Origin of the sequence: Pseudomonas sp. NFACC24-1, assembly GCF_900115235.1 — a bacterium.
Lineage (GTDB): Bacteria > Pseudomonadota > Gammaproteobacteria > Pseudomonadales > Pseudomonadaceae > Aquipseudomonas > Aquipseudomonas fluorescens_AA.
On record NZ_FOVS01000060.1, the window covers coordinates 1 to 14600 of the forward strand.

General features: G+C 64.7%; 2 protein-coding genes. Both read left to right on the forward strand.

Features of this window, described 5'->3' with window-relative positions; all coding sequences use genetic code 11:
* Nucleotides 1-3886, forward strand: a 3886-nt coding sequence (locus BM317_RS29050) for a non-ribosomal peptide synthetase (RefSeq protein WP_139236089.1), incomplete at its 5' end; no start/stop codon positions are given.
* Nucleotides 3883-14600: non-ribosomal peptide synthetase (locus tag BM317_RS29055; protein WP_170866290.1), on the forward strand; the 10718-nt coding region annotated here is incomplete at its 3' end. The genes BM317_RS29050 and BM317_RS29055, both read left to right, overlap by 4 nt.

The following is a 14600-nucleotide window of genomic DNA, read 5'->3' on the forward strand; positions in this document are numbered from 1 at the left end:
TGAGCCGAACGCCCGGATGTACAAGACCGGCGACCTGGGTCGCTGGCTGGCGGACGGCAGCATCGAATACCTGGGGCGTAACGACGACCAGGTGAAGATCCGTGGCTTCCGCATCGAACTGGGCGAGATCGAGGCCGCGCTGGCGGCTTGCGAAGGGGTCAGAGAGGCGGTGGTCATCGCCCGTGAGGACGAGCCGGGGGACAAGCGCCTGGTGGCTTATGTCATCGCCGAGGAAGACGCGCGGCCAGCGGCTGCCGAGCTGCGCACGCAGTTGCTGGGCTCGCTGGCGGACTACATGGTGCCAAGTGCCTTCGTGATGCTCGAAGCCTTCCCGTTGACCACCAATGGCAAGCTGGATCGCAAGGCGTTGCCGGCACCGGATCAATCGGCGGTCGCAACGCGTGAATATGAGGCGCCACAAGGCGAGATCGAAGCCATTCTCGCCACGCTCTGGCGAGAATTGTTGGACCTTGAGCAGGTCGGACGCCACGACCACTTCTTCGAGCTGGGCGGTCATTCGCTGCTGGCGGTCAAGTTGATCGAGCGCATGCGCAACGCCGGGCTGAGTGCCGATGTGCGGGTGCTGTTCGGCCAACCGACCCTGGCGGCCCTGGCGGCGGCAGTGGGGAACGATTTGGAAGTCGTGGTGCCGGCCAATGGTATTCCGGACGGTTGCGCGTACATTACCCCGGACATGCTGCCCCTGGTCGACCTGGACCAGGACGTCATCGACCGTATCGTGGCGACAGTGCCGGGCGGCGTGGCCAATGTGCAGGACATCTACCCGTTGGCGCCGTTGCAGGAGGGGATCGTTTACCACCACCTCGCCGCAGAGCAGGGTGACCCCTACCTTCAATACATGATGTTCGCGTTCGACAGCGCCACGCGCCTGGACGGGTTTGTCCAGGCGTTCCAGGCGGTCATTGCCCGGCATGACATCCTGCGCACGGGTGTGCTCTGGGAAGGTCTGGCCGAGCCTGTCCAGGTGGTCTGGCGTGACGCACGGCTGGAGGTGGAGTCGGTGCAGCTGGATCCGGCAGCCGGGGATATTGCCGGACAATTGCATCAACGTTTCGACCCGCGGCACTACCGCCTGGACATTCGCCAGGCACCGCTGATGCGGCTGGCCTATGCGCGGGATCCGGACAATCAGCGCTGGGTCGGTATCCTGCTGTTCCATCACTTGGTGGACGATGCCACGTCCCTGGCAGTACTGGCGGCCGAAATCGAGGCGTACATGCTCGGCCAGGCACAGCGCCTGCCCGCGTCGGTGCCGTACCGCAACTACGTGGCGCAAGCCCGGTTGGGTGTCAATCGCGAAGCCCACGAAGGGTTCTTCCGCGAGATGCTCGGCGATGTCGACGAGCCGACGCTGCCATTCGGCTTGCTGGATGTGCAAGGTGACGGCAGTGCAATCGAGGAAGTGCGCCAGGACGTCGCGCTTGACCTGAGCCGCCGCGTGCGTACCCAGGCCCGTCAGCTGGGGGTGAGCGCGGCGAGCTTGTATCACCTGGCCTGGGCGCAGGTGCTGGGCGTGGTGTCGGGCAAGGAGGACGTGGTATTCGGTACGGTGCTGGTGGGCCGGATGCAGGGCGGCGAGGGTGCCGACCGGGCGTTGGGCATGTTCATCAATACCCTGCCGTTGCGGGTCCGCCTGGGGCAGACCAGCGTTCGTGACGGCGTGAAGGCGACCCATGGAAGCCTGACGGCCTTGCTGGCCCACGAGCATGCCGCGCTGGCACTGGCGCAACGTTGCAGCGGCGTGGAAGCGCCAATGCCGCTGTTCAGTGCCTTGCTCAACTACCGTCACACCACGACGACCGCTTCGGCGCAGACATTGGCAGCCTGGGACGGTATCGAGTTGCTGGGCGGTGAGGAACGGACCAACTATCCGCTGACCTTGTCGGTGGACGACCAGGGCGATGCCTTCAGCTTCAGCATCATGACTCCGGCGCGGATCGGCGCGCAGCGCCTGTGCGGTTATGTCCACCAGGCGTTGCATCACTTGGTGGAGATGCTCGAACGGACACCCGAGGCACTCCTGCATCAGTTGTCGATCCTGCCAGCAAGCGAGCATGAGCAGTTGCTCGAAGGGTTCAACGCCACGCAAGTCGACTATCCGCTGGAGCAGACCATTCACAGCCTGTTCGAAGCCCAGGCGTGGCGTACCCCGGATTCCCTGGCCGTGCTGCACGGCGAGCAGGACCTGAGCTACCGTGAATTGAACGAGCGGGCCAACCGGTTGGCGCATTATCTGCGCGGACGGGGTGTGACGCCGGATTCGCGGGTGGCGATCTGTGTCGAGCGGAGCCTGGACATGGTGGTGGGGCTGCTGGCGATACTCAAGGCGGGCGGTGCCTATGTGCCGCTGGATCCCGCCTATCCGCTGGACCGCATTGCCTACATGCTCGAAGACAGCGCACCGCTTGCGGTCATTGCGCAGACCGGTACGTGCGGGTTGCTGGCTGGCTCTGCGGTTCCGGTCATCGATCTGGACAGCGACGCCTGGCGGGACCTGTCCAGCGCCAACCCACCTGCGCAGGGCCTGACGTCGGCACATCTGGCCTACGTCCTCTACACCTCGGGGTCGACCGGAAAGCCCAAAGGTGTGATGGTCGAGCACCGCAGTGTGGTCAACCTGTTGTGTGCCATGGGCGATACCCTGGGCATGATGTCGTCCGATCGGATGCTGGCGCTGACAACTCTGGGCTTCGACATTGCCGGCCTGGAGTTGTACCTGCCGCTGTTGCGCGGCGCGAGCATGGTTGTGGCCACTCGCGACCAAGGGCGCGACGGTCAATCACTGGCGCACCTGATCGCGGCCAGTGGTGTCACCGTTGCCCAGGCCACCCCGGCGAGCTGGCGCATGCTGCTCGAATCCGGCTGGCAGGGCGCGTCGGGACTGACCGCGTTGTGCGGGGGTGAAGCGTTGCCCGCCGACCTTGCTGCGCGCGTGGCGGCGCGGGTCAAGACGCTGTTCAACGTCTATGGTCCGACCGAAACGACGATCTGGTCGTCGTCGACGCGGGTCAGTGGCCAGGAAACGAGCGACAGTTCGGTCAGTATCGGCCGGCCGATCGCCAACACCCGGTTCTACCTGCTCGACAGCCATCGCCATCCCGTTCCGGTCGGGGTGGCCGGGGAACTCTACATTGGCGGTGCCGGTGTGGCTCGGGGCTACCTGAATCGCGATGACCTGACGGCTGAACGTTTCCTCAAGGATCCGTTCAGCCGTGAACCGAATGCCCGGATGTACAAGACCGGCGACCTGGGCCGCTACCTCCCGGACGGTAACATCGAATATCTGGGCCGCAATGATGATCAGGTGAAACTGCGTGGTTTCCGGATCGAATTGGGCGAAATCGAAACCAGGCTCGCCCAGCACGCGGCCGTGAAGGAAGCCGTGGCGCTGGTGCGCGAAGACGCACCGGGGGAGAAACGCCTGGTCGCCTATTTCACCGGATATTGGCCAGATGAAACGGCCGACATCGAGGACCTGCGGATACACCTGCAAACCCTGTTGCCGGCCTACATGGTGCCCACGGCCTATGTGCGTCTCGACGCCTTGCCGCTGACGCCCAACGGCAAGCTCGACCGCAAGGCTCTGCCGGTGCCGGATCTGGCCTGCATCATCAGCCGTGGCTACGAAGCGCCCGTGGGCGAGACCGAAATCACCCTGGCGCAACTGTGGGCCGAGGTGCTGAACGTGGAGCGCGTCGGTCGTCACGATCACTTCTTTGAATTGGGCGGGCATTCCCTGCTGGCCGTCAGCCTGATGGAGCGGATGCGCCAGGAAGGTATGGAAGCGGATGTGCGCGCGCTGTTCGAGCAACCCACGCTCGCGGAGTACGCGGCAATGACAGAAAAAATGGAGATTGTCCTGTGAGTGTGATCGAACTGTTGGCGACCCTGAAAGAAAAAGACGTTCAGCTTTCCATCAAGGGCGATCAGCTCGTGGTCCGAGGCCGCAAGCAGTCGTTGAGCGAGCCTGCGGTCCTGGCGTTGTTGCGCGAGCATAAAGCCACATTGATCGACCTGATCAAGACCGGGCAGTACGATGCGGCCAATGCCGGCGAACCGGAGGTACCCGCCAACCTTATCCCCGAGGGTTGCGTATGCATCACACCGCAGATGTTGCCGTTGGTGACGCTGGACCAGCCGGCCATTGATCGTATCGTCGCCAACGTGCCGGGCGGGGCGGCCAACGTCCAGGATATTTATCCCTTGGCACCGTTGCAGGAGGGCATCCTGTATCACCACCTGACGGCCGCCCAAGGCGATTCCTATGTCTTGCAGGCGCGCTTCGCCTTCAGCCATCGTGGGCGCCTGGCGGATTTTATCGATGCCCTGCAGAGCGTGATCGATCGGCACGACATCCTGCGCACGGCCATCGTTCGCGAAGGCCTGGCAGAGCCGGTCCAGGTGGTCTGGCGGCGGGCCCGGCTGGGTGTAGAGGACGTCAGTGCCGAGCTCGCCGTGGGCGATGTCATGACGCAACTGCAGGCGCGATTCGATCCAAGGCACCATCGACTGGACATCAGCCAGGCGCCGCTATTGCTGATGGTCTGCGCCCACGACCCGGTCAATCAGCGCTGGGTTGCCATGCTGCTGTTCCATCACATGGTCCTGGACCATGCGGGACTGGCGGTGGTGCAGCACGAGATGCAGGCCTGGCTGACAGGGCAGGGCGATCAACTGGGGCCCGCCGGCCGTTATCGCAACTATGTAGCACGCACACGACAGGCCAGTCAGCGTCAGGCCGATGAGGCGTTCTTCAGCAAGATGCTGGGCGATGTCGACGAGCCGACCCTGCCCTTCGGCCAACAGGATGTGCTGGGCGACGGCAGTGACGTCGAAGAGCATCACCTGGCGGTGATGCCGGCGCTCGGCCTTCGCCTGCGTGGACAAGCCCGTCAGTTGGGCGTCAGCGCGGCGAGCATCATCCACCTTGCCTGGGCCCAGGTACTGGGCGCCGTATCCGGTCGTGAAGACGTTGTATTCGGCACGGTGATGCTGGGGCGCATGCAGGCTGGTGAAAGCATGAGCCGCTCCCTGGGCATGTTTATCAATACCTTGCCGCTGCGGGTGGATGTGGGCGCCCAGGACGTTCTCGACGGGGTGAAAAACACCCACCGCTGGCTGAGCGCGTTGCTCGGTCACGAATACGCGTCCCTGGCCCTGGCGCAGCGTTGCAGCGGGGTGGCCGCGCCGGCGCCGCTTTTCAGTGCGTTGCTCAATTACCGCCACAGCGTTGGCGCGGCGACCCAGGTGTTGCCGGAGCAAGCCCTTCTCGCCTGGGAGGGGATCGAGAGCCTGAGCGCGCAAGAGCGCACCAATTATCCGCTGGTGCTGTCGGTGGATGATTACTCCGACGCGTTCGCCCTGACAGTGCAGGCCACCCCGGGAATCGATGCGCAACGTATCTGCGAGTACATGCACGCCGCCATCGAGGGCTTGGTCACGGCATTGGAGAATGCCCCCCAAACGCGGATCAACAGTCTGTCGATCTTGCCGCCGACCGAGCGCCAGCGCGTGTTGCAAGCGTTCAACGCCACAGACCGCGCCTATCCGCGGGAACAGTTGATCCATGCCTTGTTCGAAGCCCGGGTCGAGGCCTGCCCGGATGCGCTGGCGGCGGTGCAATCGGGACAGAGCCTGACGTATCGGGAGCTGAACACAAAGGCCGACGCCCTGGCGGGGCATCTGCTCGGCCTTGGCGTCCAACCGGGCGACACCGTGGCGATCCTGCTGCCACGCTCCCTTGACCTGCTGATCAGCCAGTTGGCGATTCTCAAGTGCGCGGCGCGCTACCTGCCGCTGGACATCAACGCCCCTGCCGAGCGTCAGCAGTACATGCTCCAGGACAGCGGCGCCGTGCGGGTGTTGACCCGCGCCGCCGAAGCCCTGGACGCAGGCGTGCGGCGGGTGGACCTGGACACCCTCGACCTGCCTGGACAGCCGGCCTTTGACAGGCCGCCGGCGTTCTCGAGCGAAGCCGTGGCCTACATCATGTACACCTCGGGCTCCACCGGCACGCCAAAGGGGGTGCTGGTGCCGCACCGGGCCATCAGCCGGCTGGTGCTCAACAACGGCTATGCCAACTTCAACGGGCAGGACCGGGTGGCGTTCGCCTCGAACCCGGCATTCGATGCCAGCACCCTCGAAGTCTGGGCACCATTGCTCAATGGTGGCTGCGTGGTGGTGGTCGAACAGGATGTCCTGCTGTCCCAGGCGCGTCTTGCCGGATGGCTGACCGAACAATCGGTGAGCGTGTTGTGGCTCACCGCGGGCCTGTTCCACCAGTACGCGGCGGGCCTGATGCCGGTATTCAGGCAACTGCGCTACCTGATTGTCGGCGGCGATGTGCTCGATCCGGCCGTTATCGCGCGGGTCCTGAAAGAAGGCGCGCCGCAACATCTGCTCAACGGCTACGGCCCGACGGAGGCGACAACCTTTTCCACCACTTACCGGATCGAGGCAGCCGGCGAGGGCAGCATTCCCATTGGTCGCCCCTTGGGCAATACGCGGGTCTACCTGCTGGATTCGCAGCGTCGACCCGTGCCCCATGGCGTGGCCGGTGAGCTGTACATCGGCGGCACCGGGGTCGCCAAAGGCTATCTGAACCGACCGGACCTGACCGCGGAAAAATTCCTGTCCGACCCGTTCAGCCAGCAGCCGCAGGCCCTGATGTACCGCACCGGTGACCTGGGGCGGTTCCTGCCAGACGGCAATATCGAATACCTGGGACGCAACGATGGCCAGGTGAAGATCCGTGGTTTCCGCATCGAGCCGGGAGAGGTCGAGGCCCGGTTGACCCAACATGGTGCGGTGAAAGAAGCGGCGGTGCTGGTTCGCGAAGAGATGCCGGGAGAAAAGCGTCTGGTTGCCTATTTCACCCTGCACCGGCCTGATGACACAGTGGATGTCGAGGCGCTGCGCGCTCACCTGCAACGCCACCTGCCGGACTACATGGTGCCCGCCGCCTATGTGCGGCTGGATGCCTTGCCGTTGACGCCCAACGGCAAGCTCGACCGCAAGTCATTGCCGGTACCGGACCAGGCGTCGTTCCTGGCACGCGGTTATGAGGCACCGGTGGGTGAGACCGAAATTGTCCTCGCCAGGTTATGGAGCCAGGTGCTCAATGTCGAACGCGTCGGGCGTCATGATCATTTTTTTGAGCTGGGCGGTCACTCGCTGCTGGCCGTCAACCTGATCGAGCAGATGCGCCAGGTTGGCCTGAGCGCCGACGTGCGTGTGCTGTTTGGCCAACCGACCCTGGCGGCTCTGGCCGCGGCGGTGGGCGGCGGCAAGGAAATCCGTGTGCCGGCTAACGCCATCGCCGCGGGCTGCGAGCGAATCACTCCAGACCTGCTGCCGCTGGCCACGCTGGACCAGGCGGCTATCGAGCGCATTGTCGCCACGGTGCCGGGCGGTGCGACCAACGTGCAGGACATCTACCCGCTGGCGCCGTTGCAGGAGGGCATTCTCTACCACCACATCTCGGCGCAGCAGGGCGACCCCTACGTGCTCCAGGCCTTGTTCGCCTTCCACAGCAAGGCGCGTCTCGAGGCGTTCGTGCAAGCCTTGCAGGGCGTCGTCGATCGCCACGATATCCTGCGCACCGCGGTGTTGTGGGAAGGGCTGGAGCAGCCGATGCAGGTGGTCTGGCGCCAGGCGCCGCTGAGCGTCGAAGAACTGACCCTGGAAGACCCCGACGATGACGCGGTGACCCGGCTGCACACACGTTTCGATTCTCGCCATCATCGTCTCGATATCCGCCAGGCCCCGCTGATGTGCCTGCGGTTCGCCCATGAACCGGCCAATCAACGCTGGGTAGCGATGCTGCTGTTCCATCACATTGCCCTGGACCATACCGCACTGGAAGTGGTGCAGCAGGAAATGCAGATGCACCTGCTCGGCCAACAGGACCAACTGGCCGTGGCCATGCCGTACCGCAACTATGTGGCGCAGGCGCGCCTGGGTGTCAGCCAGGAAGAACACGAAGCATTCTTCCGCGAAATGCTTGGCGATGTCGACGAACCGACGTTACCGCTGGGTTTGCAACAGGTCCAGGGTGACGGCAGTGGTATCGAAGAAGCCAGACTCGATCTCGACGCCGACCTGAGTCGACGCTTGCGGGCCCACGCGCGTCAGCTGGGCGTAAGTGCCGCCAGCCTGCATCACTTGGCGTGGGCGCAGGTGCTCGGGCGGTTGTCAGGGCGCGAGGACGTGGTCTTCGGCACCGTGCTGATGGGCCGGATGCAGGGCGGCGAGGGCGCCGACCGCGCCCTGGGGATGTTCATCAATACCTTGCCGTTGCGAGTGAAACTCGATGAGCAAAGCGTGCAGGCCGGGATCACCGCCACCCATGAGCGACTGACTGCGTTGCTTGTCCACGAACATGCCTCGCTGGCCCTGGCGCAACGTTGCAGCCGCGTGACGGCCCCGGCCCCGTTGTTCAGTGCGCTGCTGAATTACCGACACAGCGCCAGTGCCGGCGTCTCGGCCGAGGCCACGACAGCCTGGCAGGGTATCCAGACCCTGAGCAGCGAAGAGCGTTCGAACTATCCGCTGACCTTGTCGGTGGACGACCTGGGTGAGGGTTTCACACTTAGCGCCCTGGTGTTGAAAGGCGTGGGGGCGGCACGCATCTGCGGGTACATGCACACCGCGCTCGAAAGCCTGGTGCAGGCGCTGGAGCAGTCCGCGCATACGCCGCTCACCCGTGTGGAGGTCCTGCCACAGAGCGAACGCCGGCGGTTGCTGGTCGATTTCAACGCCACCCGACGCGCCTACCCCGAGGAGCAAACCGTGCTGGCGCTGTTCGAAGCCCGGGTCACCCAGGCCCCGGACGCGATTGCTGTCGCCCACGGGCCCCGGCAAATCAGCTACCAGACACTGAACGAGCAGGCGAACCGCCTGGCCCATCATCTGATCGGGCTCGGCGTACAGCCGGACGACTGTGTCGCGATCCTGCTGCCGCGCTCGATCGACTTGCTGGTCAGTCAGGTGGCAATCCTCAAGTGCGCGGCAGCCTATGTGCCACTGGACCGCAATGCGACCCAGGAGCGCCAGCGCTTCATGCTCCAGGATTGCCGTGCGTCTTGCCTGCTGACCCTCAGCAGCGAGCCGGTGCCTGCGGGCGCGTGTCGCGTCGACCTGGACCGGCTGCAGGAGCAGGGACCGGTTCACAACCCGGGGTTTGCGCAGTCCAGCGAGGCGATTGCCTACATCATGTACACCTCGGGCTCGACAGGGCAGCCCAAGGGCGTGCTGGTACCGCACCGGGCAATCAACCGGCTGGTAATCAACAACGGTTATGCCGATTTCAACGAGCACGACCGGATCGCCTTTGCCTCCAATCCGGCGTTCGATGCCAGCACCATGGACGTGTGGGGTGCGCTGCTCAACGGCGGGCAGGTGGTGGTGATCGACCATGAGACCCTGCTCGAGCCTGCATGTTTTGCCCAGGTATTGAAAACCTCGGGGGCCACCGTGCTGTTCGTGACCACGGCGATCTTCAACCAGTACGTGCAACTGATTCCGGAGGCCATCGGCGGTCTGCGCATCCTGTTGTGCGGTGGCGAGCGCGCCGATGTGGCGTCTTTCCAGCGTTTGTTGCAGTTGGCGCCGACGCTGCGGCTGGTGCACTGCTATGGTCCGACCGAGACCACCACCTATGCCACGACCCTGGAGGTCAAGGCCGTGGCCGAGGATGCGCAGAGCGTGCCCATCGGCGGACCGATTTCCAACACCCAGGTGTACGTGCTCGATGCCCATCGACGACTGGTGCCCCAGGGGGTGGCCGGTGAAATCCATATCGGAGGCAAGGGCGTGGCGAAGGGATACCTGAACCGCCCGGAGCTGACCGCGGAAAAGTTCATCGCCGATCCGTTCAGCCAGGAGCCCGGCGCGCTGCTGTACCGCACCGGCGACTTGGGTCGCTGGTTGCCGGAGGGCAGCCTGGAATGCCTGGGTCGCAACGACGACCAGGTGAAGATCCGCGGTTTCCGCATCGAGCTGGGCGAGATCGAGGCGAAACTGGTCACCTGCGACGGTGTACAGGATGCGGTGGTCATGGTGCGAGCCGATGAACCGGGCGAGAAGCGCCTGGTGGCCTACATCGTAGCGCAACCGCAGGTTACGCTGAGCGTGGCGGGGTTGCGCGAGCAACTGTCCGCGACCCTGGCCGAATACATGATCCCCGGGGCCTTTGTGATACTGCCGACCTTGCCCCTGACGCTCAACGGCAAGGTAGACCGCAAGGCATTGCCCGCGCCGCAGGCCGAAGCCTACGCGAGCCAGGCCTATGAGGCGCCGCAGGGAGAAATCGAACGGACCCTGGCGGACCTGTGGGCCGAGTTGCTGAAGGTGGCGCGGGTTGGTCGCCACGATCATTTCTTCGAACTGGGCGGTCACTCGCTGCTGGCGATGAGGCTGATCGAGCGGATGCGCCAGGTCGGCCTGGCGGTGGACGTGCGGGTCTTGTTCGCCCAGCCGACGTTGCAGGCATTGGCCGCCGCGGTGGGCGGGCATCGTGACGTCGTGGTGCCGGCCAATCTGATCGGCGACAGTTGCCAGCGGATCACGCCGGACCTGTTGCCCCTGGTTGTCCTGGATCAGGAAACCATCGACCGGATCGTGGCGAGCGTGCCGGGTGGCGCGGCCAATGTCCAGGACATCTACCCGCTGGCGCCCTTGCAACAAGGCATTCTTTATCACCATCTGGCGGCCGGAGAGGGTGACCCGTACCTGCTCCAGTCGCAATTTGCCTTTGACCATCGCGACCGTCTCGAGGCATTCACACAGGCGCTGCAGCAGGTCATTGACCGTCACGACATCCTGCGCACCTCAATCGCCTGGGAAGGGCTCGACGAGCCAGTGCAGATCGTCTGGCGCCAGGCGCCTCTGGTGCTGGAGACGGTCACGGCGGACCCGCTGGCAGGGGATGTCGCCGGGCAACTGCATGAGCGCTTCGACGCCCGGCATTACCGGCTGGACCTGCACCATGCGCCCATGCTGCGCCTGGTTTGCGCCGAAGATGCGGTGAACCGGCGCTGGGTGGCCACGCTGCTGTTCCACCACACGATCCTGGACCACACGGCGCTGGAGACGCTGGTACACGAGATGCAGGCCTTTCTGCTGGGCCGTGGTGGCGAGTTGGGCTGCGCGATGCAATACCGCAACTACGTGGCGCTGGCCCGTCTGGGCATCAGCCAGCAAGCCCATGAGGCTTTCTTCCGTGACATGCTCGGCGACATCCTGGAGCCGACGCTGCCGTTCGGCCGAGAGGATGTGCAGGGCGACGGCAACGGCGTGGAAGAGGTAAAGCGGGTGCTGGCGCTGGAGTTCTGCCGTCGTCTTCGAGGACAGGCACGCCAATCGGGTGTTAGCGCGGCGAGTCTGATGCATCTGGCATGGGCGCAGGTACTGGGCCGCATCAGCGGTCGCGACGATGTGGTCTTCGGTACCGTTCTGCTGGGACGGATGCAAGGCACGGAAGGGGCCGACCGCGCCTTGGGCATGTTCATCAATACGCTGCCCTTGCGAATAAGCCTGGGCGGGCAAACTGCACGCGAGGGCGTCAAGGCCGCGCACAAGCAGCTCACCGGGCTGCTGGGGCATGAGCACGCTCCGTTGGCGTTGGCCCAGCGCTGCAGCGGTGTGGCGCCCCCCACGCCGCTGTTCAGTGCCTTGCTCAACTATCGCCATAACGCCGTGACGGCAGCGGCTGGCGCAGAGTTGGCGTGGCAGGGCATCGATACTCTTGGCGGCGAGGAGCGTACCAATTACCCGCTCTCGCTGGCCGTGGACGACGAGGGTGAAGGTTTCAATCTGGTGGTGCAAGCGGCTTGCGGGATCGACGCGCAACGCGTCGTTGAGTACATGCAAGTCTCGATCGAAAGCCTGGTCGACGCCCTGGAGCAGGCCGCGGATACACCGCTGTCCGCGCTGCCGGGCCTGCCTGCCGCCGAGCTTCGACAGTTGCTGGAAACCTGGAATGACACCCGCGTGGCCTACCCGCTGGAGCAGACCATCCATCAACTGTTCCAGGGCCGGGTCCAGGCCTACCCCGACGCCGTGGCCGTGGTTTGCGGCGATCGCCAACTGAGTTACGTCGAACTGAACGGGCAGGCCAATCGGCTGGCTCATCACCTGCGGGCGCTGGGCGTTCGCCCGGATGATCGGGTGGCGATCTGTATGGAACGCGGTCCAGACCTGCTGGTGGGGCTGCTAGGCATCCTGAAGGCCGGAGCGGCGTATGTGCCGCTGGACCCTGCTTACCCGAGCGATCGGCTGGCCTACATGCTGCAAGACAGCAAGCCGCTGGCGTTGCTGGTGCACACCGCGACCCGTGATCTGTTGACCCATGACGGGTTGACGACCATTGACCTCGACGGTACTGCCTGGCGAGACCAGCCGACCTTCGATGTGGCCGTTGCGGGGTTGACCTCGGCGCACCTGGCCTATGTGATCTACACCTCGGGATCGACCGGCAAGCCGAAGGGGGTCATGGTCGAGCACCACAGCGTGATCAACCTGCTGTGCGCGATGCGCGACACGCTGGGCATGACCGCTGCCGACCGGATGTTGGCGTTGACGACTTTGGGGTTCGACATCGCCGGCCTTGAGCTGTACCTGCCGCTCATCTGTGGTGCCCGGGTGGTATTGGCTTCCCGTGACCAAGGGCGCGACGGTCAGGCACTTGCCGGGATGATTGCCTCCAATGGCATCACCTTCGCTCAGGCCACGCCGGCCAGTTGGCGCATGTTGCTCGAATCGGGCTGGCAGGGGGCCCAGGAGCTGATCGCGCTGTGTGGTGGCGAAGCCTTGCCCGCTGAGCTGGCCCAGCATGTGGCGCAGCGGGTCAAGACGTTGTTCAACGTTTACGGACCGACCGAAACCACAATCTGGTCATCGTTCATCCAGGTCGAGGCACGCGCGACGGATGGCAGCCAGGTCAGTATCGGCCGTCCCATTGCCAACACCCGGTTCTACCTGCTCGACGCCCATGGCAGGCCCGTGCCCGTCGGCGTCGCGGGTGAGATTCACATCGCGGGCGCCGGCGTCGCCCGGGGCTACATGAACCGCGACGACCTCACCTGCGAGCGTTTCCTGGCGGATCCATTCCGCCCCGAGACCAACGCAAGGATGTATCGCACCGGCGATATCGGCCGCTACTTGCCGGACGGTCGGATCGACTATCTGGGCCGCAACGACGGGCAGGTCAAGATCCGTGGCCTGCGCATCGAACTGGGCGAAATCGAAGCGGTGCTGGGTGCTTGCCCACAGGTGAGCGAGGCGGTGGTGATCGTGCGCGAAGACTCACCCGGCGAGAAGCGTCTGGTGGCGTACTACAGGGCCCGGGCCGATCAGGATATAACGGCCGAAGCGCTGCGGGCCCTTGTGCTGGAGCAATTGCCTGACTACATGGTGCCCGTGGCGTATGTCCCGCTGGAGACAATGCCGCAGACCCCCAATGGCAAGCTGGATCGCAAGGCCCTGCCTGCGCCTGGCTCGGCTGCGATGGCGGTGGATCGCTATGAAGCGCCGCAGGGGGATATCGAACCGGTGCTGGCGCAGATATGGCAGGAACTATTGGGTCTGGATCGGGTGGGTCGTCATGATCGGTTCTTTGAATTGGGTGGGCATTCGCTGCTGGCGATGCGGTTGATCGCCCAGGTACGTCAACGTTTGGGCGTGGAGTTGGCACTGGGCGAGCTCTTTGATCATGGGCAATTGAGCGAGCTGGCGCGGGCCGTGGCCGGTTCGGGGCGCAGCACGCTGCAGCCCGTTGTGCCGGTGTCCCGCGATGAGCCGTTGCCGCTGTCCTTCGCACAGCAGCGCTTGCTGTTCCTGACACGGGTCGAGGGGGCCAGTTCGGCCTACCATCTTCCTGTGGGGCTGCGCCTGACGGGGGATCTGGACCGCAATGCGCTGCAGCGTGCGCTGGACCGGATTGTGGCGCGTCACGAAGCGCTGCGCACCACCTTCGTATTGCAAGCGGAACAACCGGCCCGGCAAAGTATCGCGGCAGCGGACAGTGGCTTTGCCTTGCGCACCGTGGATTTGTCCGCCCACGCCGAGGCGCAGGCGCAATTGCATGCGCTGGTCGAGCAGGAAGGCGGCGAGCCCTTCGATCTCGAACACGGTCCGTTGATCCGTGGGCAACTGATTCGCCTGGCGGAGCGCGAGCATGTGTTGCTGGTGACGATGCATCACATTGTCTCGGATGGCTGGTCGATGGGCGTCCTGACCCGGGAACTGGTCACTCTCTATGAAGCGTTCCGCCAGGGCCAGGACGACCCGCTGCCGGACCTGTCGGTGCAGTACGCGGACTATGCCGTCTGGCAACGCCGCTGGCTCAGTGGCGAGGTGCTTAAGCAGCAGGGCGTCTGGTGGCAAGCCGCGTTGGCCGATGCGCCCGCGCTGTTGACGCTGCCTGCCGACCGTCCTCGTCCGGCGCAGCAGAGTCATGCCGGTGCAAGCCTTCCGGTCGTCTTCGATGAAGCGCTGACAGCCGATCTCAAGGCGCTGGGCCAGCGCCACGGTACGACTTTGTACATGACGGTGCTGGCCGGTTGGGCGGCGGTGCTTGG